Origin of the sequence: Aquibacillus salsiterrae (assembly GCF_028416595.1) — a bacterium.
Classification (GTDB): Bacteria; Bacillota; Bacilli; order Bacillales; family Amphibacillaceae; genus Aquibacillus_A; species Aquibacillus_A salsiterrae.
In genome coordinates this window covers 37,975-61,182 of record NZ_JAMQKC010000008.1, presented here as the reverse complement: position 1 = coordinate 61,182, position 23,208 = coordinate 37,975, and the positions used below count along the sequence as shown (strand labels likewise).

The window sequence follows — 23,208 nt, the reverse complement described above, 5'->3', positions numbered from 1 at the left end:
GTCCCTCCTTCTCTTTCTTTCCAATTTATGAGAACTTTGCAGGAAATATAACCCCTAAATAAGAAAAGCGAGAGCGCCTTGGTCAGCCCCGAGGGGCTAGGCGCTGGAGCTAGACAATAAGAAAAGCGAGAGCGCCAGAAGCCCGGACGTAGTTGACTTTAATGTTTGGATTATATAAATTGATAGACAGTTAAAAAGCCACCTAACAATGGTAGGCAGCTTTCTTATGTCATCCAATTAGTTCTAAAATACTAATTAGCCGATTATTCAATTTTAAAGTTCTTAATCTCTAGCTTCCTCATAATTTTTGTTTTTTACCAATTTAGAGTTATTAGTAGCAGGATTACCATGTCTTCTTCTTTTTAACTGCCCTGTTAACTCCATAAACCATTCTTCATCTCTACTTTTAAGGGCTAAATCAATCAATTCCTCTAGTTGCTGATGTGTGAACGTTTCTGTCGTATCTAACCTCTCGACTGTTGTACGATCTAACTGTACGATATTGCCAACGATTCGTGCATTATCACATTGGATAACCTTTAATTCTACTTTCGTTGCATTGGCTTCCACTTTCTCAACGATATATCCGTAAATTAATTCACCTTTTCTTGTCTTTCCTTTAACCCAATCACCAACACGCATGTTTATATTATCGGCACTCATGTTCGTCACCACCTTAGATTAGAATTACTATATCATACAATTCTTCACAAGGAAGAAAAACACCTTTTTTTCACATGATTAAGATAAATTTTCTATAGATCGATACCATGTGAGGGCCACGTCAGCTTCAGCGCCTCTGCGCTTTGTTCTCCAAACGACAAAAACAGTGCAAATTTCTATGCCATCGTTGTATTTCATTTCTTATAGTGTTCTATGATATATCTTGAATATCTCATCCGTCAATTAGAAAGGGTTTAAAAACATCCAGGAACAGTCTATTCAGTCCTAAATTTTCATACTGAAATTGACTTTAGCCGCTTTTTGCCATATTATTTTCCAATCTATGGTATATATCTTTTCCAATTTTCTTGTTATTTATGTAATCAACCTTACCCGAAAACGACCCCGAGGGGATCGGCGCCCGGAGCTAGACGGCTATTGGGGTTTTTTATGCTTTCTTAACTGAGAAGAAAAACTATAAAGATGTTAAAATCTCCTTCATCTTTTGCTAAGCAAAGGGATAAAAGTTAGCTTGTTGTTTTTACCTTCTCATCATGTGAAAAAGGCACCATCAACACTGTGATAGTACCTTCATAATATAAAAGTCATCAACGAACCTTTTCCTTGTCCTTCTTGATTTGCTTACTTCTTAACTGACCACACGCAGCGTCGATGTCTGTTCCATGTTCTACACGAACGCCACAGTTTATACCATTTTCAAGCAATATTTTGTAAAATGAAACTATTGCATCTTTTGTACTGCGGTCGTATTGGTTATGTTCTTCTACTGGGTTGTACGGGATTAAATTGACATAAGACAGGTACCTCTTATTTCGTAACAGATTAACTAACTGATATGCTTCTTCTTTGTGGTCATTTACATCCTTTAATAATATATACTCAAATGTAATTCGGCGATTCGTTTTCTCTAAATAATAGTCAATTGCAGGCATCAACTTCTCTAGAGGAAAGGCCTTGTTTATTTTCATGATACGTGTTCTAAGGTCATTGTTTGGAGCATGAAGGGAAACAGCCAAATTCACTTGGATATTTTCGTCTGCAAATTCATATATCTTTTGAGCCAAGCCACTAGTTGAAACCGTAATGTGTCTTGCTCCAATCGATAAACCCTTTTGGTCGTTAACTACTCGTAAGAAGTCCATTAGATTGTCATAGTTATCAAACGGCTCTCCAATCCCCATTACAACGATGTGACTAACTCGTTCCTCTTTCCCTATCTCATCCAAGTGATGTTGAACATTCATAATTTGTTCGACAATTTCTCCCGCAGTTAAATCACGGTTTTTTCTTAACAATCCACTAGCACAAAATGTACATCCTATATTACAGCCTACCTGTGTTGTTACACAAACAGACAAGCCATAATTAAAGCGCATAAGCACTGTTTCAATTAGATTTCCGTCCTTAAGCTTAAATAAAAATTTAATTGTGCCATCCTTTGATTCTTGCTTTACTTCTTCCTCCAACGTATGCAAATAAAAATGTTCTTCGAGTAATTCAATACAGTCACTGTTGACATTTTTCATATCAGAAAAGGAAGAAACACGTTTTTTATATAACCAATCCCAAACTTGGGAAGCACGGAATTTTTTTTGCCCTTGTTCCATCAACCATGTTGTTAACTGATCAAATGTTAATCCATAGATGGATTGTTTTTCCATTTATAACCCTCATTTCAGTCTTACCTATGATTACTACTTATCTATACTACCTACATTATACCACTGTATCAAGGGATTTATCATAAAATGTCTACGTCTGTCATGAGCTGTGTATTTTATTATAAGATAAGAAAGAGCGACAGCCACGTCAAGCTTCAGCTCTTTTCTTTGTATAAGATGTGTGATTTAATGTTACGATATTTTATAAGGAAGCAAATAGTTAGACGAGACCTTTTATAAGGCGTATATTTCTTGATGAAGTGAAACAAATAGACACAAAGGAGATGTATCGATTGACTTCACCTGAAACAAAATTGTTCCATAATGTTCCGCTTTCAGTGCTTGATTTAGCTCCAATTAATGAAGGTAGTACTGCGGAACAATCTTTTATAAATAGCGTGTCACTCGCTAAACATGTTGAAAAAATGGGGTTTAACCGTTATTGGGTGGCCGAACACCATAACATGCCAGGGATTGCTAGCTCAGCTACTTCTATTTTGATTGGTCATATCGCAGGAGCTACGAAAAAAATTAGAGTTGGCTCAGGAGGAGTAATGTTACCAAACCATGCTCCACTGGTCATAGCTGAGCAGTTTGGCACACTAGAATCGATCTACCCTGGAAGAATCGATCTCGGATTAGGAAGAGCACCTGGGAGTGACCAAGCAACTGCTTACGCCCTTCGCCGCACCTTAAACAGCAGTGCTGAGCAGTTCCCTGAACAAGTTGAAGAATTACAAGCATACTTTACTGGAAATGGGCCAATGGGTGTAAAAGCTTTTCCTGGAGAGGGTTTAGAAATTCCAATTTGGCTATTAGGTTCAAGTGGTTTTAGCGCTCGCCTTGCTGCAGAAAAAGGGCTCCCATTTGCCTTTGCTAGTCATTTTTCACCTGAGTACACCATACCAGCACTACGTATATATCGTGAAAATTTTAAACCCTCCCCTTTCTTAGCAAAACCTTATGCTATGGTGGGGGTTAATATCATTGCAGCAGACACCGAAGAAAAAGCGAAATGGTTAGCGACCTCACAACAACAACAGTTTTTGAGCCTAACACGAGGTAATCCAATGAGGTTACAGCCTCCAATCGATGATATTGACAAAGTTTGGACACCTCACGAACGGACTGCTGTTGAGAAAACATTAGATTCAAAGTCGACTCTTATTGGTGACCCAGTCACAGTTAAACAGAAACTAGAAAATTTTATTCACGAAACCAATACAGATGAAGTGATCATCAATTCACAAATATTCCATCATGAAGACCGCCTGCGTTCCTTTGAGATTGTGGGACAGATGATGGGGAAGTAAAGCATTAGACTGTCAGACACCGGTGAGCACGCTGCTTGCCGGCTACGACGGTCCCCGATTAGATTTAAATTGAAAGTTTGTTTACTTTTTTAATTTCACTCTCAACAAATAAAAAAACACAAGCGTTAATGGGATTGCCACTAAATAATAACTAAAGGAATAGGATAGCTGCCACCCCTTGTATTTAAACACATGAAAGGAAACACTAAACCTTTCAAATAATGAAGAAAAAACAGCAACAATGAACACATAAATGACGGTGCTCATCTTTTTCAGCTGCCATTTATCAAAATAATACACTAAAAAGTATCCAAACGGCCCATATAATAAATACACTAACAGATCAAATAAATCATATCTAGGTGAATCCATTACATCATAAAGATTGTACATAGATGTTGATAATAAATTATCAGTTATTCTAGCAGTTGTTGCCGTAAATAATATAATTAAAATAGTTAGTGACCATGGAAAACGTTTTGGTAATCGAAAAAATAGTCCATATACTACAACAAGCGCACCAAGAACGAATAGTTCATTCTTATCGAAATCAATTGGTAAAATCATTGTTATTATCACCTTCAGTTCTAGTAACCCATTTAAATAATCTATAAGAAAGGTATATGATCAGAAAATTCGTTGTTATTCCTATCAAAGATTTCCATTCGTTCCAGTTAGTGTAGTTGTACACATTTAACTGAACTAGTCTCCATTCAAAACCATAAACAACCACAATACAGGTAACACCTATTACCGTTTTTCTCCATTTACTTACTGTTCTCGAGGCGAATTCGAAAGTTAATAAATATAGGAGCGGTGTGATAATCATTTTAAATATTTCAGATAATATGACAAATTGCGACTCTGCCCTGACCTTAATAAATTCTTTATTAGCCGTTACTATAGAGAAATAACTAGTAACGACGAATTCCGACATTAAGAAAAGGAATACCAGATTTTTTATACTAAGACTTTTTTTAATTACAAAAAAGGTAATAATCATTAGAATGGTTATATCAACAACTATCATATACTTCATAAATTATCCCTACAAACGATAAGAGTATTTTTCTTAGTATTTGTAATCGATGCTAAATTTATGAAAACATTTTGTCAGCAGTTTTCTAAAGATAGTTACAAACCGCACAGTTTTTATATAATGCGTAATAACTACAATGGCTGATTTGCGCTCCGGGCAATCTCTTTGGGCGGAATGGTCCGGTGGTGAACAGACAAGAACAAGGAAGGCTTCGGCATGGTAAGGTACGTATCTGCCTGGAGCGGAAAACTAGCATCATAGTTGTTGTTGCGAATTCTTACAATTGTATACGCACTTGTTCATCAAGCATCAAACGAAAAAAACAACCTCATGAATGAGATTGTTTTTTTCGAAAGAAAAGAAAGTATAAAAAATCCAAGAGCTGTCTAGCGCAGGGCGCCTACCCCCTTGAGCCGCGACTCGCCGCTTGTCTTATTTATCTTCTAATCCTCTTGTTCCACTAAAGAACTAATTGTATGTTCGGTACATTCAGGACAAACATCCAAAATGTCATATGGATGATGATCCTGTTCATTAGTTTCTATCCGGCCACAGACTTCACAAATTCTACGCATCTTCTTCCCTCCTAATAAGAAAGTTATACTAATTTGTTTCTACTTTGTAACCAATTTCTTTAATTGCCTGTTCAAAATCTTGCAAAGATCCTGCCTTCTCATCATAAGAAATGACTACTTCTTTTGTTTGTGGGTTAATTTTAATATTACGAACTCCCCATACATCATGTAACACCTCACTAACCATCTGTTCATCATTTTTTTTCATGTTTGGAATGTGTAGTTTATGTGTAATCATGTTTCTATTCACCTCTTTTGATTACTATTGAAGGATTCACCCATACCTTCAAGAAAATGAATCATCGTTTTTAGTGAGGCTTGGATATTTGGATCCTTCATTGTTTTTAATCCACTAAATAAACCCAATGGTTTACTGTTTTGTTCATTATCAACTTGTGATGCTTTTTCAATTCCTTTAGTTAATCCATCAAGTAGTGCTTGCAACTGATCTGGATCTAATTCAGATAGTAAACCTACACTTCCAAAAACGTTTTTAATCATGTGGTGCATAGCTGGTTGATTGATTTGCTCCATAGCAAGTACACCAACCTTCTCTCTTGTTCTTAATAGGCTTTTAACGATATCAAGCGCACCACTCTTGTGTAGTTCATTAACTATTACTAATATAGACTCAATTGCCTCACGGTTTTCAGCTATTTGTTTTAAAATCTCAGAGAGGTCGTTAGCCCTTTCTTCTTCGACATTACTTTCTTTACGATTAATGTGCGTGATCGCTCTCGCCATAATACCCCTCCATCCTTAGTGTTTCTGGAATTGGTGTATAATCAGGTCGATTCCATTTCTTTTCAACCTCAACACCGATATGTGGTTGCGGGTTACCAAACCGATGATTATATTTCGGGATCGGTGACTCACCTTTTTGTTCTAGCATCTCCATTTTAACCTGTGCTTCTTTGTAGTTTGGCGTATGGGTATCCTTATCATAATAGCTACTTGTTAGTTTATTGACAGCTCGTTCATTTTCTGTTGCATTCATCGGCATGTACAATTCTTTTCCTTTAACTGCAGTTGAAACAAATACACGGACTTTTGCCTTACCATATGGTGACGTTAAGCGGACAAGCGAGCCTGTTTCAAGATTTCTTTCTTTCGCAAGCTCCTCAGAAACCTCTAGCCATGGCCCTGGTATAATATGGTTTATTCCGTCTGATTTCGCAGTCATATTTCCCTCATGGAATTGCTCTAACAAACGACCGTTATTTAAATGCAAGTCAAACTCTTCACTATATTGTTGGGGTGGCGTCCAATCAACTGGAAATAATCGTGCTTTGCCGTCAACAAATTTAAATTTTTCTTTATACAATAATGGTGTACTTTCTCCATCAGGAGTTACCGGCCAGATTTGGCTTTCCCACCCTTCCAAACGATCATAACTGACACCTGAAAAGATTGGAGCAAGCTTTGCTGCTTCTGCCATAATCTCAGACGGATGTTCATACTTCCAATTAGCGCCCAGCTTATTTGCAAAGTCTCTGAATATTTCCCAATCAGGCTTACAATCACCTAACGGCTCTAATACTTGATAGAAGCGTTGGATCCTTCGTTCCGTATTTGTAAAGGTACCTTCCTTCTCCAAGCTTGGTGCAGCAGGTAGGACAACATCAGCAAATTGGGCTGTTTTCGAGAAAAAGATGTCTTGGACAACAAAAAAGTCAAGCTTTTCAAATGCTTCGTGGACATAATTTATGTTCGAATCTACTAATGCCATTTCCTCTCCGAATAAATACATACCTTTTACTCGACCGTCAGTTATAGCTTCAACGATTTGATGGTTATTAAGACCAGGTTGTTTCGGAATGGATGTTCCCCAAGCTCGTTCATATCTTCCTCTCACTTCATCATTTTCGACAGGTTCGTAGCCTGGCAACCAATTGGGCATTGTGCCAAAGTCACTTGCCCCTTGTACGTTGTTATGTCCTCGTAACGGGAAAGCACCTGCACCTGGTCTACCATAATTTCCAGTTACTAATAATAGGTTTGAAATTGCTGTGCTCGTGTCTGTTCCGCCTAAATGTTGCGTTACGCCCATTGCCCAAAGAACACACGTACCATCTGATTCATGGATCATTGTTGCAACCTTAATGATCATTTCTTTTGATAAACCCGTAACCTTTTCTGCGTAATCTAATGTAAATTTAGCTATCGATTGTTTAAATTCAGTTATGTTGTTTACACGTTCAGCCAAAAATTGTTTTGCTTCCCATCCTTGATCTAGAATGTACTTAGTAACAGCCGCTATCCAAACTAAGTCCGTTCCTGGCTTTGGATGTATATGCAAGTCGGCGCGATCTGCGAGCTCATTGCGACGAAGATCTGCTACTAAAAGTTTTTGATCATTTAACTTGTGGGCACGTTTTACCCTTGTGGCGAGAACTGGATGTGATTCAGCAGGATTTGCCCCCACAACAATGATTAATTCTGCCTGCTTTATATCCTCAATTGTCCCAGAATCCCCGCCTATTCCGACTGTACGCATTAAACCAGCAGAAGCAGGTGTTTGACAATATCTAGAACAATTATCGATATTATTTGTCTGGAATATTGACCTTGCCAGTTTTTGAAACAAATAATTTTCCTCATTTGTACATTTTGAAGAAGAAATAAATCCTAGAGCTTCTGGCCCTTCGTTTTCTTTTATCTCACTAAACTTTTTCGCCATTAAAGATAATGCTTCATCCCATGTAGCCTCGTAAAATGTATCACCTTTACGAATAAGTGGTTTGGTCAGTCTTTCCTCACTGTTAACGAAATCCCATCCAAATTTTCCCTTTACACAGGTTGAAATCCCATTAACAGGTGCGTCTTTTTCCGGCTGGACTTTTAATATGTCTCGTCCTTTTGTCCATACTTCAAAGCTGCAACCCACACCACAGTAAGTACAAACAGTTTTGGATTTTTTAATTCGGTCTTCCCGCATGGTTGCTTCAATATTAGATATCGTGAAAATTTCATTATAGCCAGGTTCCACTTCTTTCGTAACATCAATCATTGGCTCTAACATGTTTTTCGCCATTCCAGTTAGAAATCCAGCTTCCCCTAACATTGACTTTTCCATCAAGGCATTACATGGACAAACAGTTACGCAATGCCCGCATGAAACACATGAAGACTCGTTAATTGGTACATCATTGTCCCAAATAACTCTTGGTTGATCTCTTTCCCAATCAATGCTTAACACTTCACTCACCTGAACATCTTGACAAGCCTCCACACACTGTCCACAAAGAATACACTGGTCTGGTTCGTATCGATAAAACGGATGTGTCGTGTCGGGAGGGTATGGTTTTGGTGTGAATTCATATTTTTGATGATCTAATTCCAAATATTCAGCTGTGTTATGTACGACACAGTTCCCGTTATTATTGTCACATACAGTACAATAAAGCTCGTGATTTTTAAGAATACGCGACATTGCTTCTAGTTGCGCTTCTTTAGCTAAGTCTGAAACAGAGTTAACTGTCATCCCTGGCTCAGCTTCTGTTGCACAAGCACGTTTAAGTTCACCATTAACTTGAACAAAGCAAGTGTCACAAGTCTGTATGACTCCAACTCCTAGGTCTGGTTGAGACGAACAAATACCTGGAATATAAACATTGTTATCTCTGGCCGCTTCAAAAATAGATTGGCCTTGTTTTGCTTTTATTTCGCTACCATTTATTTGGAATGAAAAGTTTAATTCTTCCATAGTAGACAAACACTCCTCTAAAAACATAGTTAAAACAAGTATTTACTAAATTAGAAAGATTATTACAAAAAGAAAACAGTCTCTCGAAGACGAAGACTGTTTTCTTTCACATTTACGATCTTTTTCGTTACGTTTGTAGTCTTCTTTGTTTTTTTATACTTGAACGCATCATAAAGGACACAACTAATGCAGTAGCAAGAAGAAAAGCAAAAATATAAAACGTAATGTTATAGCTCTCCGTAGTTTCTCGGATATATGCAACAACCATTGGCCCAAGAATACCAGCTGTCGACCATGAAGTTAACAAATAGCCGTGAATTGCACCAAGTTGCTTTGTACCAAAAAGGTCGCCTATAAAGGCTGGAAGTGATGCAAATCCCCCACCATATATTGTTAAAATTATAAAAATCATGATTTGAAACAATAGGGCATTCGTAATGTATGGGAGCACCAGAAAGAATATTAGTTGAATGATAAAGAAAATCATATAAATATTGGAGCGGCCAACATAATCTGAAATTGTCGCCCAACCAATTCTTCCTCCACCGTTAAAGAGACCCATTATACCTACCATTGCAGCTGCTGCAATTGCAGACATACCTACTTTTTCTTGCGCCATTGGAGATGCAACAGAAATGAGCATGATACCTGCTGAAATGTTAATTAACATCATCCACCAAAGCATCCAAAACCGCCCTGTTTTGACTGCTTCGTTTGCAGTCATTTGAGCCAAATCCTTTTTCACCCTAGTTGATTGCTCTCCTGAGACATCCTTTATGCCTTTTGGGCTCCACCCTTCTTCTGGTCGAGCAATATATGCTGCACCTAATGACATCAAAATAAAATAACTAATCCCTAAAATATAAAACGTTCCAGGAATCCCAACTGTATTCATAAATCGGGCTGCTAGTGGGCCTGCAATTAAAGCACCAGCACCAAAACCAAAAACAGCCATACCTGTCGCAAGCCCTCTTCTGTCCGGGAACCATTTTACTAATGTAGACACTGGTGAAATATAACCAATTCCTAAACCAATACCGCCAATGACACCAAAAAAAATATAGAAACCAATCAACGATTCCATACTTAGGGCAAATCCAGAACCAATCATTCCGCCACTAAATAACACTGCTGCAACAAAGGCAGATATTCTTGGTCCTTTTTTTTCAACAAACCGACCAAATATAGCTGTTGACAAACCTAAAAAGAAAATGGCAATAGTGAAAGAAAAAGCTACATCTGTACTCCCCCATCCATATTTTTCTGCAAAAGGTTCCTTATAAACACTGTAAGCATAAATAGAACCAATCGATAAATGGATAAAAATAGCACTAACCGCTATTAACCATCTATTTTTATGTTTCATTATCTTGTTCACTCTCCTTTGTCATGTTTCGCATATTTTGACCCGAATAAACGTGATTATACCAGTTACAAATCACTAAATAGATGTAATTTCACATTTTAGGTGTTGACATTCGATATCTTTCTGCTATAATAAAATTAACTATTTTGTTCGAACAACCTTCAAGTAATACGTTACGTAAAGTTTTCGTTTTTGAGGCAAGAGCAAGAATAGTAATACATTTGTGTGGAACGTCCACACTAGGAGGAAATAGTTACATGGTACAAGGTACAGTAAAATGGTTTAACGCAGACAAAGGTTTTGGATTTATCGAAGTAGAAGGACAAGACGATGTATTCGTTCACTTCTCTGCTATCCAAGGCGAAGGCTTTAAAACACTTGAAGAAGGTCAAACCGTAACTTTCGAAATCGAAGAAGGTAACCGTGGACCACAAGCTGCTAACGTAGTTAAAGGCTAATAACAGCTTATCATAAAGGCGAACCTTAATTGGTTCGCCTTTTTTCTTTGAAATATAAAGTATAAAAACCCAAGAGTCTAAACTGATCTGACCACCTACCCCTCGAGGTCTTTAGCAAAAAGAGGCTGTTTTCATATCGTGACTTTCATGTGTAAATTTGGGCACACTTCAATTTACTCTTTTATCCCTTCTAACCAGTCTTTGTAGCATTCCGGACATAGCATTTCTTCTCGGTCAACATCATTATGAAAAAAGTTGATTTGATGTAATGCACCTTCAATTACATGCGAACCACAATAAAAACATGACTCAATCATTATTTTTAATCCCCCTTAAATGAAGTTATGATTAGTCTCTCCATTTCAGGGGGATTATTTACCAGACAAAATTTGGCTAGTTCTGTTTTCTTTGGATATCTTAAAATTTTCTTAATGAGTTTATCAGGCTGCTAGTGAATTCTTCTAGCAAAGTCGACAAATCTAAATTTGTCTGGACGGTGTCTTGATTCTGTATATTGAAACAAACTTGCATCATCTAAATAAACATAGTTTTTGATGATGACAACATTGTGAAATCCATCTAGGTCGAGCAAGAGTTCGTCCTCTTCCGTAGGTTCTTCAACGACTATTTCTTTTTTTGCAAAACTTATCGTTAGGCCAAGTTCATTCTCTAAATAATTATAAATAGAATCTGCGCAAATTACTTCTGTTAAATGTGGCACAAATTGCTGAGCCAAATAATCCTTATCTAAAATAATTTTCTGGCCATTTATTTCTCTAACCCTGATGACTTCCCAAACATGTTCTTTACTGCTTAAATTTAGTTGTTGCCTCACAAATTGATCTGGCTTTCTTAACTGCAGCTTACTAACGATTGTTTTAGGGGGTTCATCCATCTTCTGCGCTAATTCCTTAAAGCTAACTAACCCAGAAACAGGGAAATCGAATTTATTAATATCAATTACTACTGAGCCTTTCCCTCTCACCTTTTGGATGTACCCGTTTTGTGAAAGTAAGTGTAGAGCTTTACGGATAGTTTCCCTTGAAGTATGATACAAATCCGTCAATTCATGTTCAGACGGGAGCAATGTATCCGGCTTAATATCACCGCTTTTTATCTTTGCCTCTATATCACCATATATGGCTAAAAATTTATTTTTCATTCCCGTTCCCCGCTTACTTACTTAAATAATATAGCGACTGACTCATAAGGACGTAACGTAAACTGTTTCAAATCGTTAGGTGTGTCCGAATAATTGGATAGTAACACATTGCCATTAAGTCCTTCCATATTAACAGACTGTGGTAAAACAAATTCTGCTTCTTTGTTAAAAAAGTTATTGATCACAAGTAGCTTTTCATTATCCATCTTACGCATATATGCAAAAATGGAATCATGCTCCTTTAACAGCAATTGAAAATCTCCATCTGTGATGATTTGGTAATCTTTTCTTAGTTTGATTAGTTTTTTGTAATGATAAAAAATAGATTGTTGGTCACGAAGAGCATCTTCTGCATTAATGGTTCGGTAATTCTCTGCAACATTAATCCAAGGTGTTCCACTAGTAAATCCAGCATTTTCTTGGTTATTCCACTGAACTGGTGTTCTGGAATTGTCTCTTGATTTTTGCTTAAGAATGTCAAGAATCTCTTCTTCCTTCATCCCTTCTTCTATTTTCATTTTATACATGTTTAATGACTCAACATCCCGGTACTCTTCAATCGAATCAAACTTTGGGTTAGTCATTCCGAATTCTTCACCCTGATAAATATAAGGTGTACCTTGCATGAAATGAATGGTTGTTGCTAACATCTTTGCCGATTCATTATGATAGTTCTCATCATTCCCAAACCTTGAAACAACCCGGGGCTGGTCGTGGTTACACCAAAAAAGGGCATTCCATCCACCACCCTTATTCATTTCAATTTGCCAAGTAGAAAGAATTTCTTTTAAAGCATGGAAGTCAAATTCTGCTGTTGTCCATTTTTCCCCATTAGGATAATCTACTTTTAAATGGTGGAAGTTAAAGGTCATACTTAATTCGTTCCGATCAGGCTGTGTGTACTTAATACAGTTGTCAATTGTCGTAGAAGACATTTCTCCAACTGTCATAATATCATATTTTGAGAATACTTTGTCATTCATCTCTTGTAAATATTCATGAATTCTTGGACCATCCGTATAAAACTTCCGGCCATCTCCTGGAGGGATTGTACCATCGTCGTTTGGGAATCGTTGGTCTTTTGAAATAAGGTTAATCACGTCTAATCGAAAGCCATCCACTCCCTTTTCCAGCCAAAAATCCATCATAGTATAGATAGATTTTCTGACTTCTTCATTTTCCCAATTCAAATCAGCCTGGGTTACATCAAATAAATGCAAGTAATATTGACCTGTTGTTTCATCGTATTGCCAAGCAGAACCACCGAACTTCGACTGCCAATTTGTCGGAGGTTCTCCGTTCTCCCCGTCTTTCCAAATATAAAAATTTCGATATGGATTATCTTTTGATGTCATGGATTGGTGGAACCAATTATGTTCAGTCGATGTATGATTTACAACAATATCCATAATAATTTTTAAGCCTCGTTGATGTGCCTCTTCTAATAATTGGTCAAAATCCTCCATCGTTCCATATTCTTGATAGATTGAAAAATAATCACTTATATCGTAACCGTTATCGCACTGCGGAGAATCATAGATAGGTGTTAGCCATATTACATCAACACCAAGCTCTTTTAAGTAATCTAATTTTTCAATAATCCCTTGAAGATCACCTACACCATTTCCCGTTGTGTCATTGAAACTTTTCGGATAGATTTGATAGACTACTGCATTTTTCCACCATGGTTGTGTCATTTGTAACGCACCTTCCTGATTATAATTGTTCAAATGGAATAGGATGTTCTAATTAGAACATCCTCACCATTTTCTATCTACTTTTATTTTCCAAGTCGTTGGTAAGCATTTATCCCCATCTTTGTTTTAGCAAACACAAAGGTTAGGAGGATTGGAACAACAATTGCAATTGCCATTGCAATAAAGAACGGAATCCAATCACCAAACTGAATGGATAGGAAACCAGGAATACCACCAACCCCAATTGAATTAGCCATAACACCACTACCAACAGAAACGACCGCTGCGATAGACGACCCTATCATCGCTGCTAAGAAAGGGAAGATATATTTTAAATTAATCCCAAACATCGCAGGTTCTGTAACACCTAAATAACAAGAGATTGCAGCAGGTACAGAAACTTGTTGTTCTTTCTTATCTTTACGATTTAACATAATCATTGCTACTACAGCTGAACCTTGAGCAATATTTGATAGTGCTATCATTGGCCATAGGTTAGTTCCACCAAAATCACCCATTAACTGCAAGTCGATTGCATTGGTCATATGATGTAATCCCGTTATTACGAGTGGGGCGTAAGCAAAGCCAAAAATAGCTGCAAACAACCAACCAAATGACGAGGTTAAGCTAGTATAAACAACATCAGAAATCCATGAACCGATTGACCAACCAATTGGTCCTAAAACAACATGCGCAATTAGTACTGCTGGAATCAAGGCAAAGAAAGGTACAACAATCATTGAAATTACATTAGGTACAACTTTCCGTAACCAAATTTCTAAATAAGCTAGAACAAATCCCGCTAAAATTGCAGGAATTACTTGCGCTTGATACCCAATCATTTCAACTTGAGCAAACCCAAAGTCCCAAACAGGTATTTCATCTGCACTTGCCACACTATAAGCATTAAGTAATTGAGGAGAAACAAGGGTAACACCTAATACGATTCCAAGAATTTGTGTCGTTCCCATCTTTCTAGAAATCGCCCAAGTAATACCAACTGGTAAATAGAAAAATATCGCTTCACCAATTAACCAAAGAAATGAATGGACACCTGACCAAAATTGTGAGATATCAACTAAAGTCTGCCCTTTATCTGGTCCAAACATTTCAATGGAACCAATTATATTTCTAAAACCTAAAATGAGTCCACCAACAACCAAGGCAGGGATTAACGGTGTAAAGATATCTGCAAGGTGGGCAACCATTCTTTGCAAAAAATTCATATTTTGCTTTGCTGCTTCCTTAGCTTCATCCTTTGATGTATCTCCTACGCCTGCGATTTTGGTAAATTCGTTATAAAACGTCGGAACTTCATTCCCGATGATTACCTGGAATTGCCCCGCTTGTGTAAACGTTCCTTTAACAACATCTAGCGATTCAATTTCTGTTACATCCGCTTTCTTAGGATCGTTTAATACAAAGCGCATTCTAGTTGCACAATGAGTAACAACTGAAATATTATCACTTCCACCAATGAGCTCTAGCAACTTCTTAGCTGAATCCGTATATTTGCTCATTATTTTTCCTCCTTTATTTAACTCTTCTGAGAGCTGAACCTTGTTCGCGCTTTCATAAGGTAACCTTGTATATACAAGTCATAATTTCGTTCTCAATTTTATCTTGTATATACAGGATAGTCAACTGTTTTTTTCTTTCATTATTTTTTTCTTTAATTCCGATACTATGCATATATTCATTTCAAAAGGTTAAATGTGGATTTTCAAACCTACATGCTTTATTATTGAAAGCAAAAACGCATGGATGATTGTGCATCCATACGTTTAAACTAGCTTACTTATAGTTTTTGTGGTATTTTTACTTTGAAAATAGAAGAAATCATAATAGTGCAACACGGCAGTTTGTTGGGTAGAAATTAATCTGCTGCAAGATAAATAGAAATTTCTTAAAACAAAATTTATGAATGTTTAGTTTATTTCTAATACTACAACAGATTTAGATGGCAAGGATATCTTTAGGAAACCTTCGCCAAGTTCATAATTGCCAAAAGCTGTTGGCTTAATTTTCTCTGGCTCATCGAAGGTGTTATGCTCGTTCATTGCTGTGGCAGTCAATATCCTTCCTTCAATAAATGAATTCAAGTTTAACCCTTCTAGTTCTATTTTAGTTTCTTCTGTACAATTCGGATCTATGTTACAAAGCGAAATATGGATTTTTCCTGTTTCATCTTGAGATGCAGAAACATTTAATCTAGGCAACCTTTCTTTTCCATAACAATAGAAGGGAGAGCTTACATAAATTGGAAGTAGTGTTGCCCCTTGATGGACCTTATACATTTCAAACACATGATAAGAAGGAGTCAAAATCATTTTCTCTCCTTCCGTTAGAATCATTGCTTGTAATACGTTAATCACTTGAGCAATATTAGCCATATGGATACGATCACAATGATTATTAAATATGTTTAAATTAATTCCTGCAATTAGTGCATCGCGCAACGTATTCTGCTGATATAAGAATCCCGGATTTGTGCCAGGTTCAACACCAAACCAAGTACCCCATTCGTCAATAATTAAGCCCACAGTTTTTTCGGGATCATATTTATCCATAATTTCAGCATGATTTTTAATAATTCCTTCAATCTTCATTGTTCGCTTCATGTAATCAAACCAAAGTTCCTCGTTAAACTTTGTTGCCGAACCATAATTAGTGCGATTACGTGTATAGTAATGGAGGCTTATTCCATTCATTTCTGGTCGATGATAATCCCAAATATTTTCAATGATTGCGTCTTGTACAGGTTCTGTTCTGTCCATTCCTTCGCGCATCATTACTTCCATCCAGTGATAATCAGCTTCTTGAGGTCCACAGGCAATTTTATAAATTTCATTGCCGGATAAGTCCTTCACATATGTTTGGTAATTACGGTATTTATCTGCATAATGTTCTACTCGCATTTTCCCACCGCAGCCCCAATTTTCATTTCCGATTCCAAAATACTTTAATTCCCACGGCTTTTCCCGTCCATTTTCACGGCGAAGTTTAGCCATCGGTGACTCCCCATTAAATGTTAAATATTCGACCCATTCCTGCATTTCTTGAACAGTACCACTTCCTACATTCCCACAAATATAAGGTTCTGTATCTAACTGCTCGCATAAATCCATAAACTCATGGGTACCAAAATGATTATTCTCAGTGACCTTTCCCCAATTTGTATTAACAATTGTTGGTCGCTGTTCCCGCGGACCTATCCCATCTTTCCAGTGGTACTCATCTGCAAAGCACCCACCCGGCCAACGTAGGTTTGGAATATTTAAATTACGCAAAGCAATTACAATATCATTTCGAATTCCACGTGTATTAGGAATTGATGAGTCCTCTCCAACCCATATTCCTTCATAAATACACCGACCTAAATGTTCTGCAAAATGCCCATAGATGTGTCTACTAATTGTATACTTAGCTCCATGTTTATCAATACTTATTATCGACGACAAACTTACTCAACTCCTTCGAATAATTTATTTCTGCCTAAACAGAAAATACCAACACATTTACAGAATGAGGAGCTACACCAATTGTAAATTTGTCAGGGTCACCAAGTTCTATTTCGGATACTTGCACAGAAACTTTATTAGGTTGGTCTATGTCGTTATAGTCATCCTTCGATTCTGATTCTAAACGGTGGACTCTCACACGATTGAATCGACATAAATCTTTTATCCCAATTGCAATTTCCCTTGTTTCTTCTGGGTGGCGATTGATGACAGAAATATTAATTGTGTTTTCTTCTTCTCTTTTTGTTGCGATGAGATCAATGCATGGCACACTGATAATCCCACCTTTAGTTTCGACAGGAAACGTATCATGACTACTTATCCATGAGTCAATAACCTGATCACCCATATATTTTGTAAACATTTCAAAAACAAAATAGGTTGTTCTTAACACAATTCCATCTGAATGTGTATAAACGGCGCCCCTTGTATTAACAGTCGGAGAAAAATTTGCCGTACCTACAACATCACAATGTTTTAAACATTGATTTAAAAAACATGCAGTAAAGACAGCATCTGCCATGGTATAACTATCATTCCAATCATTTTTATCCCTAGGCGTCAAATAATCCTCAGTCCCGGAACTAACATGAGGGTGATGCCACCCACGTAAGTTCCATTCATCAAAGGCGATTTTAATCTTACCTAGGTATCCCAAAGAGCCGAGAATATGTTTGGTTTTTTCAATTTCAGGTTCAATATCTAACGTGTAGGTCATACAAGTTTCATAGTCCGATAGAGTGTTATCCTCATGTACCAAGTCCCAATACCGGTGAATTGAAATCCAGTCAAGATACTTACCAGCTTCACGGAGAAGATTAATATTCCAATCTAAATCAGAAATACTTGCAGCAAATAATTCGATATTTGGGTCGACCCGCTTCATCATTTTTGCTGACTCTCTTACAAACCCCCCCACTCTACTATATCCTTGGCGTCTATTTCCCAGTCACCATAATTTTCATTCCCAATACTCCAATATTTAACGTTAAATGGTTCTGAATGACCGTTTGCAATTCTTAACTTAGCCCACTTACCTTGATCCTTCAAGTTGCAATACTCAACCCAGTCACTCATTTCCTCTAAAGTTCCAGATCCAGCATTTGTACAAATATACGGCTGTGCACCTATTTTTTTTGAATAGGAAATAAATTCATCTGTACCAAACTCATTATTTTCCTCAATACGCCAAGCCTTATCAAAAAACGGGACCCGCTTTCCAACACCATCCTTCCACGGATAGTTCGAAACATAGCAGCCTCCTGGCCAACGAATAATCGACACTCCTATGTTTTTTAATGCATCACATCTGTTCGAAATCCCTCACTATCTGAAAGTGGATGTCCCGGGTCAAATATTCCACCGTAGATTTGACGATGAAAGTGTTCAATAAATTGCCCATAAATCAGCTCACTCCTTTTTCCTAAAACACGGTCAGGATTTATTTCCACTTTTATTTTATTCACCTTAAAATCTTCTCCTTTTGATTAAGAAATAGAAAAAAATTAAACAAATAATAGCCTTAGTGCTCCTACAGCTGCAAAGCCCAAGATGAGAATCTGAAACGCTTTTTGTGGAATAAGTGATAGAACCTTAACACCAACAAATGCGCCAATAATAATTGTTGGTATTAACCAAAGATTAAAAGTAAATGAATCAATCGTAATTAAACCTAAATGAATGTAAAACGGTACTTTAATTATGTTTACAAATAAAAAAAACCATGCTCCTGTCCCAACAAATTCCGTTTTTGGTAATCCTTTAACAAGTAAGTAGATCGCCATCACTCCACCTGCAGCATTTCCAATCATCGTTGTAAAACCTGCCAATATTCCCATTAATAGCGTGAACCATAACGAAGTTGGAAGTAAACTATTAAACTTGTCGCCTAACTTTTCTCTACCAATGTGTAATATAATTAGTGCTAGTACGAGTGAACCAATCATAGGTTTAAGTTGTTGATCATTTACTTGATTGAGAACATAATAACCAACTACAATTCCAATAAGAACCCAAGGTATTAATGAAAACAAATACTTCCATACTACGTTTCGTCGATAGTAGATAACAGCAAAAATGTCTCCTGCAATTAGCATAGGTAGTAAGATACCGACAGATTCTTTTGCCGGAAAAATGTACATTAGAACGGTAACTACAAGGATACCAAGACTTGAAACCCCGGTCTTGGTGAATCCAATAAACATGGCACAAACAGCGACAATCACCCATTCTAGTACTGATAATTCAAACATACCAATCACCTCAAACCTAAATATAATAGTTTTCGAGCAGTCTTTTAACATCCTGTGGTAAAGCTTCTTTATGCTGGACTTTGAAATTATAATGAACAATTACTGCCCGACCAATAGCAATTTGACCACGTTCATGCAAAATTTCATGGTGCAATTCAAAGCTACTCGTGCCAATTTTGCTCACTTTTGTATCAACAGTCAATTCATCATCGAAGTAAGCTTGTTGAATATAATCACAACTAGTTGATGCGACAATATATGACCAGTTGTCTAACTCCATTGACACACCAAGTTGTCGAAATAGTTCTAGCCGTGCATCCTCTAGATAAACATAATAGCTAACATTACTGACATGACCTAACGCATCCGTTTCACAAAATCTCACCTTCACTTTAGTTGTATGCTTCACAATTTTCCCCCCTTTATAACAGATATATATTCCAATTACTTAGCACAAACTCCTGCTTCTTTTAACTATTAACTAAAAAAAAGTTGCGTTTTGTTTGTTTTACTGTACATTGGAAGAGTAACCTTATGGAAAGAAGGATCATTATGGAAGACTTCGTTCAATCATCACAAAAACAAACGAGGCGACCTCTTGTATTAGCATTTCTCGTTATTTCAATGTTCATGGCCGCGATTGAAGGAACTATTGTGGCAACAGCTATGCCAGATATCGTCGCAGATTTAGGCGGTTTTTCGGTATACAGCTGGGTGTTTTCTTCTTTCTTGCTGATGCAAGCCGTAACTACACTGATTTACGGAAAGCTATCTGATTTATTCGGAAGAAAACCAGTATTTCTCATCGGCGTCATCATCTTTTTGGTTGGGTCAATTCTGTGTGGATTAGCAACAACTATGACAATGCTAGTAATTTTCCGCATTGTTCAAGGTATCGGTGCTGGTGCTGTGCAGCCAATTGCAACAACAATTGTCGGGGATATGTATACAATGGAAGAACGGTCTAAAATCCAAGGTTATTTGGCTAGTGTATGGGGGATTTCATCCGTTATTGGTCCATTAGCAGGGGGACTAATTGTTAACTTTTCTGATTGGGCATGGATATTTTGGATTAACGTTCCACTCGGAACAGTAGCAATGATAGGAGTATTTCTTTTCTTCCATGAAAACGTTTCAAGGGAGAAAAAATCAATTGACTACCTTGGCTCGGGCTTATTTTTTATTTCCATCTCATCTCTTATTGTTGTACTCGTTAAAGGTGGTGTTAATTGGTCTTGGGGTTCACCACAAGTGGTTATATTATTAACTATTTTTGTCCTAAGTGTACTATTTTTTCTTTTACAAGAAAAACGAGCAGCTACACCAATGATGCCCCTAACTATTTGGAAAAATAAATTAATAACAACTGCTAATCTTGCAACGTTAACTTCTGGGATGATTATTATTGGTTTGTCGAGTTTTATACCGACATACGTCCAAGCGGTGATGGGATATTCAAGTATAATCGCTGGTTTTACCCTTTGCACATTATCGATTGGTTGGCCGGTTTCCTCAACGATTGCCGGACACTTAGTGTTAAAAATTGGCTTTCGCAAAACTGCATTGATTGGAGGATTTGCACTGCTAATTGGTGGTCTATTATTTTATTTTCTAACCCCCTCAAATGGTCCGTTATATGTTGGATTTAGTTCTTTTGTAGTTGGAGTTGGAATGGGATTTTCAAGTACACCATTTATTGTATCCATCCAAGCTAGTGTAGATTGGAAAATGCGCGGTGTGGCAACTTCTTTAAATATGTTCATGAGAATTATCGGAAGCGCTCTTGGTGCAGCCGTACTAGGAGCAATTTTAAATTTAAAAATGAACGAAGCATTATCCGAAAATGGAAAAAAATTAGATTTAGAATTCACCGTAAGCAATACGGATATTCTATTAGATAAAAAAATGAGAAATAACCTTTCACCAGAAGCATTTGACCTACTCCAACAATCGTTAACAGAGGCGTTACATGCTGTTTATACAGGATTGGTGATTCTCTCATTTGTTACATTTCTGTTAATTCTGTTCTTTCCGGCAAAAGCCAACCAAGCAGTTGTAAGAAAACAACCACAAGACTCCTAAACAAGTGCTTTTAAGAAAAGCGCAAGTCGCCTTGGTTAGCCCCGACAGGCATAAGACAAGACCTGACGTGGCGGTCTTTGCCACAAAAGGGATTGACTTATGACCCCGAGGGGCTAGGCGCTGTAGCTAGACAGCTCTTGGCTTTTTCATCCTCTCTTCTCCTTGATATATTGTGTGCGCATTTCTCCGTGTAGTCCTCTGCACCTGACAATTATCGACATTTTATTTCCTGGGGAATAAATTTTTGTCAAGACAAAGAGAATTGCTTCCATTATTATGAAGAGAAAAGCCCTATTCCATTAATCCATATATAACATTTCGAAGTCTAGGCTGATGAATAGCTTCGAAATTCGGTAGCATCTGCTGCATATAAACTGCTGAAAGTTGATTTACAGGGTCAACAAGTACCCATGTCCCTGCAAGTCCAGACCAACCAAATTCACCAATAGCACCATTACTTCCTGCTTCCGCTAAATCAACCATTGTCCTAACACCAAGACCATACCCATAACCTTTCAAATAATCCCAATCATAGGTTTTTCTTTGTTGCTCACTTAAATGGTTACTTGCCATCAAGCGAATCGTATTCCTACTTAAGATACGAGAACCATCAAGTTCACCGCCATTGGCAAGCATTTCAGCAAAACGACTATAATCGCTAAGTGTCGAAAACAACCCCGCTCCACCACTTTCAGGAACAGGTCCCGGCTCAGCTCTTTCATCCATAGTAGTGTTTACTGTTAAACTCCCATTTTCACTTCGATTGTATAATTTGCTTAATCGATTACGCTTCACCTCTGGGATAAGGAAAAACGTATCGTTCATGTTCAACGGATTAAATAGTTCATCCTTAAGGAATTGTCCAAACGTTTTGCCCGAAATTACTTCAATCAATGCTCCTAATACATCGTGACTTAACCCATACTTCCAACTGTCCCCTGGCTGAAAAGCGAGAGGCACTGTTGCAAGCGCTTCTGACAACGCCCTAACCGGTGTCTTATCATTTGGATAGTTACCCTCGTTGACTAATTCCATAACTTTACTTACCTGTCTTTCTACTTCTGTCGCGGTTCCTCCATAAGTCAATCCTGAGGTCATCATAAACAAATCTTTAATACGAATAGACCGAACTGCTTTCTCATGTACAACCTCGCCATTCTTTTCTATCATAACTTGGAGGTCACTAAATTCAGGAAGATAATCTTCCAATCGATCGTTAAGTAAAAATGCTCCTTTTTCGTACAATGTTAAGGCTGCAACGCAAGTAACAACCTTAGACATCGAGTAAATACGGTAAATCGTATTTTCTTGTATTCGTTTTTCCTTTTCTAAATCTGCATAACCGATAAAGTTTTCATAAATTTTCTTACCCTTGCACTGTATTTGTAACGCACAACCAGGAGGTCCATTTTCAACGAATCTTTCCAGTAATTCATCTAACCTACTAAATTTTGTCATATTTTATTCCCCCACCTAAAACTTACACTTAGTGTATTTGGCAGACTATGCTGTGTACTTCCATTCACAGTAACTTTCTCATGATATAGTTGTTGTAATTGCTCCCACAAATAAGCTCTCTTAATTGTTTTACCTTCTCCATTTCCGCTAAGTATGTATGTGCTAATTGGCATGCTTGCCCAAGACCAACTATTTAGGGAGTATTTTCGGTACCAACACGTTTACCTGATTCAT

Annotated in this window: 22 protein-coding genes; 3 read left to right on the top strand and 19 right to left on the bottom strand. The window is 37.3% G+C overall.

Annotated elements, in window-relative coordinates; translation table 11 throughout:
- Positions 1–282: 282 nt before the first annotated feature.
- Positions 283–663, bottom strand: a complete 381-nt coding sequence (locus tag NC799_RS10700; RefSeq protein ID WP_272446429.1) for an IDEAL domain-containing protein — start codon at positions 661–663, stop codon at positions 283–285.
- Between the two features lie 608 nt (positions 664–1,271).
- Positions 1,272–2,345 (bottom strand): dual-specificity RNA methyltransferase RlmN, encoded by a 1,074-nt coding sequence (gene rlmN / locus NC799_RS10695; protein ID WP_272446428.1) that lies wholly within the window; start codon positions 2,343–2,345, stop codon positions 1,272–1,274.
- Positions 2,346–2,629: 284 nt separating this feature from the next.
- Here rlmN and NC799_RS10690 point away from each other — a divergent pair, with 284 nt between their 5' ends.
- On the top strand, positions 2,630–3,658 hold the full coding sequence (locus tag NC799_RS10690; RefSeq protein ID WP_417006676.1) for an LLM class flavin-dependent oxidoreductase: 1,029 nt from the start codon (positions 2,630–2,632) through the stop codon (positions 3,656–3,658).
- 81 nt (positions 3,659–3,739) lie between these two features.
- On the opposite strand, the gene NC799_RS10685 is transcribed toward NC799_RS10690, so the two are convergent.
- The 6 genes from NC799_RS10685 to NC799_RS10660 all read right to left on the bottom strand — a co-directional run bounded on the left by NC799_RS10685 (position 3,740) and on the right by NC799_RS10660 (position 10,344).
- Positions 3,740–4,225 carry a hypothetical protein gene (locus NC799_RS10685; RefSeq protein ID WP_272446426.1) on the bottom strand — a complete coding sequence of 162 codons (486 nt, stop codon included), beginning with the start codon at positions 4,223–4,225 and terminating at the stop codon, positions 3,740–3,742.
- A gap of 915 nt (positions 4,226–5,140) precedes the next feature.
- Positions 5,141–5,272 carry a hypothetical protein gene (locus NC799_RS10680; protein WP_272446425.1) on the bottom strand — a complete coding sequence of 44 codons (132 nt, stop codon included), beginning with the start codon at positions 5,270–5,272 and terminating at the stop codon, positions 5,141–5,143.
- A 28-nt stretch (positions 5,273–5,300) separates the two neighbouring features.
- On the bottom strand, positions 5,301–5,510 hold the full coding sequence (locus NC799_RS10675; RefSeq protein WP_272446424.1) for a heavy-metal-associated domain-containing protein: 210 nt from the start codon (positions 5,508–5,510) through the stop codon (positions 5,301–5,303).
- An 8-nt stretch (positions 5,511–5,518) separates the two neighbouring features.
- Positions 5,519–6,016, bottom strand: a complete 498-nt coding sequence (locus NC799_RS10670) for a helical membrane plugin domain-containing protein (RefSeq protein WP_272446423.1) — start codon at positions 6,014–6,016, stop codon at positions 5,519–5,521.
- Complete coding sequence (gene fdhF / locus NC799_RS10665) at positions 5,991–8,978, bottom strand: formate dehydrogenase subunit alpha (protein WP_272446422.1); 2,988 nt, start codon at positions 8,976–8,978, stop codon at positions 5,991–5,993. The genes NC799_RS10670 and fdhF overlap by 26 nt, the downstream gene beginning before the upstream one ends.
- Before the next feature lie 127 nt (positions 8,979–9,105).
- The gene (locus NC799_RS10660; RefSeq protein ID WP_272446421.1) at positions 9,106–10,344 is read right to left on the bottom strand and encodes an L-lactate MFS transporter; all 1,239 of its coding nucleotides are present in this window, start codon (positions 10,342–10,344) and stop codon (positions 9,106–9,108) included.
- 257 nt (positions 10,345–10,601) lie between these two features.
- On the opposite strand from NC799_RS10660, the gene NC799_RS10655 reads away from it, so the two are divergent.
- Positions 10,602–10,802, top strand: a complete 201-nt coding sequence (locus tag NC799_RS10655; protein WP_272446420.1) for a cold-shock protein — start codon at positions 10,602–10,604, stop codon at positions 10,800–10,802.
- A 173-nt stretch (positions 10,803–10,975) separates the two neighbouring features.
- On the opposite strand, the gene NC799_RS10650 is transcribed toward NC799_RS10655, so the two are convergent.
- The 10 genes from NC799_RS10650 to NC799_RS10605 all read right to left on the bottom strand — a co-directional run bounded on the left by NC799_RS10650 (position 10,976) and on the right by NC799_RS10605 (position 19,843).
- The gene (locus NC799_RS10650) at positions 10,976–11,119 is read right to left on the bottom strand and encodes a hypothetical protein (protein WP_272446419.1); all 144 of its coding nucleotides are present in this window, start codon (positions 11,117–11,119) and stop codon (positions 10,976–10,978) included.
- Between the two features lie 131 nt (positions 11,120–11,250).
- The gene (treR, locus tag NC799_RS10645; protein WP_272446418.1) at positions 11,251–11,964 is read right to left on the bottom strand and encodes a trehalose operon repressor; all 714 of its coding nucleotides are present in this window, start codon (positions 11,962–11,964) and stop codon (positions 11,251–11,253) included.
- 17 nt (positions 11,965–11,981) lie between these two features.
- Positions 11,982–13,661 (bottom strand): alpha,alpha-phosphotrehalase, encoded by a 1,680-nt coding sequence (treC, locus tag NC799_RS10640; RefSeq protein ID WP_272446417.1) that lies wholly within the window; start codon positions 13,659–13,661, stop codon positions 11,982–11,984.
- Between the two features lie 83 nt (positions 13,662–13,744).
- Entirely contained in the window at positions 13,745–15,181 is a 1,437-nt protein-coding gene (gene treP, locus NC799_RS10635) for a PTS system trehalose-specific EIIBC component (RefSeq protein WP_272446416.1), read from the bottom strand.
- Between the two features lie 408 nt (positions 15,182–15,589).
- Positions 15,590–17,122, bottom strand: coding sequence for an alpha-N-arabinofuranosidase (locus NC799_RS10630; RefSeq protein WP_272446415.1), 1,533 nt, complete (start codon positions 17,120–17,122; stop codon positions 15,590–15,592).
- Positions 17,123–17,156: 34 nt separating this feature from the next.
- A complete protein-coding gene (locus NC799_RS10625; protein WP_272446414.1) occupies positions 17,157–18,101 on the bottom strand; it encodes an alpha-L-arabinofuranosidase C-terminal domain-containing protein in 945 nt (314 codons plus the stop codon).
- Complete coding sequence (locus NC799_RS10620) at positions 18,086–18,466, bottom strand: hypothetical protein (RefSeq protein WP_272446413.1); 381 nt, start codon at positions 18,464–18,466, stop codon at positions 18,086–18,088. Before NC799_RS10620 ends, NC799_RS10625 begins: the two co-directional genes overlap by 16 nt.
- Before the next feature lie 11 nt (positions 18,467–18,477).
- Positions 18,478–18,648 (bottom strand): hypothetical protein, encoded by a 171-nt coding sequence (locus NC799_RS10615; RefSeq protein WP_272446412.1) that lies wholly within the window; start codon positions 18,646–18,648, stop codon positions 18,478–18,480.
- A 39-nt stretch (positions 18,649–18,687) separates the two neighbouring features.
- Positions 18,688–19,434, bottom strand: a complete 747-nt coding sequence (locus NC799_RS10610) for a sulfite exporter TauE/SafE family protein (protein ID WP_272446411.1) — start codon at positions 19,432–19,434, stop codon at positions 18,688–18,690.
- Positions 19,435–19,450: 16 nt separating this feature from the next.
- Positions 19,451–19,843, bottom strand: a complete 393-nt coding sequence (locus NC799_RS10605) for an acyl-CoA thioesterase (protein ID WP_272446410.1) — start codon at positions 19,841–19,843, stop codon at positions 19,451–19,453.
- 125 nt (positions 19,844–19,968) lie between these two features.
- Here NC799_RS10605 and NC799_RS10600 point away from each other — a divergent pair, with 125 nt between their 5' ends.
- Positions 19,969–21,516 carry an MDR family MFS transporter gene (locus NC799_RS10600; protein ID WP_272446409.1) on the top strand — a complete coding sequence of 516 codons (1,548 nt, stop codon included), beginning with the start codon at positions 19,969–19,971 and terminating at the stop codon, positions 21,514–21,516.
- A 291-nt stretch (positions 21,517–21,807) separates the two neighbouring features.
- On the opposite strand, the gene NC799_RS10595 is transcribed toward NC799_RS10600, so the two are convergent.
- A complete protein-coding gene (locus tag NC799_RS10595; protein WP_272446408.1) occupies positions 21,808–22,974 on the bottom strand; it encodes a serine hydrolase domain-containing protein in 1,167 nt (388 codons plus the stop codon).
- Positions 22,975–23,208 lie beyond the last annotated feature (234 nt).

Bases quoted from the DNA above. Each gene is read 5' to 3' on its own strand.
- NC799_RS10700 (WP_272446429.1), bottom strand. From the start codon at position 663: ATGAGTGCCGATAATATAAACATGCGTGTTGGTGATTGGGTTAAAGGA.
- rlmN (WP_272446428.1), bottom strand. From the start codon at position 2,345: ATGGAAAAACAATCCATCTATGGATTAACATTTGATCAGTTAACAACA.
- NC799_RS10690 (WP_417006676.1), top strand. From the start codon at position 2,630: ATGTATCGATTGACTTCACCTGAAACAAAATTGTTCCATAATGTTCCG.
- NC799_RS10685 (WP_272446426.1), bottom strand. From the start codon at position 4,225: ATGATTTTACCAATTGATTTCGATAAGAATGAACTATTCGTTCTTGGT.
- NC799_RS10680 (WP_272446425.1), bottom strand. From the start codon at position 5,272: ATGCGTAGAATTTGTGAAGTCTGTGGCCGGATAGAAACTAATGAACAG.
- NC799_RS10675 (WP_272446424.1), bottom strand. From the start codon at position 5,510: ATGATTACACATAAACTACACATTCCAAACATGAAAAAAAATGATGAA.
- NC799_RS10670 (WP_272446423.1), bottom strand. From the start codon at position 6,016: ATGGCGAGAGCGATCACGCACATTAATCGTAAAGAAAGTAATGTCGAA.
- fdhF (WP_272446422.1), bottom strand. From the start codon at position 8,978: ATGGAAGAATTAAACTTTTCATTCCAAATAAATGGTAGCGAAATAAAA.
- NC799_RS10660 (WP_272446421.1), bottom strand. From the start codon at position 10,344: ATGAAACATAAAAATAGATGGTTAATAGCGGTTAGTGCTATTTTTATC.
- NC799_RS10655 (WP_272446420.1), top strand. From the start codon at position 10,602: ATGGTACAAGGTACAGTAAAATGGTTTAACGCAGACAAAGGTTTTGGA.
- NC799_RS10650 (WP_272446419.1), bottom strand. From the start codon at position 11,119: ATGATTGAGTCATGTTTTTATTGTGGTTCGCATGTAATTGAAGGTGCA.
- treR (WP_272446418.1), bottom strand. From the start codon at position 11,964: ATGAAAAATAAATTTTTAGCCATATATGGTGATATAGAGGCAAAGATA.
- treC (WP_272446417.1), bottom strand. From the start codon at position 13,661: ATGACACAACCATGGTGGAAAAATGCAGTAGTCTATCAAATCTATCCG.
- treP (WP_272446416.1), bottom strand. From the start codon at position 15,181: ATGAGCAAATATACGGATTCAGCTAAGAAGTTGCTAGAGCTCATTGGT.
- NC799_RS10610 (WP_272446411.1), bottom strand. From the start codon at position 19,434: ATGTTTGAATTATCAGTACTAGAATGGGTGATTGTCGCTGTTTGTGCC.
- NC799_RS10600 (WP_272446409.1), top strand. From the start codon at position 19,969: ATGGAAAGAAGGATCATTATGGAAGACTTCGTTCAATCATCACAAAAA.
- NC799_RS10595 (WP_272446408.1), bottom strand. From the start codon at position 22,974: ATGACAAAATTTAGTAGGTTAGATGAATTACTGGAAAGATTCGTTGAA.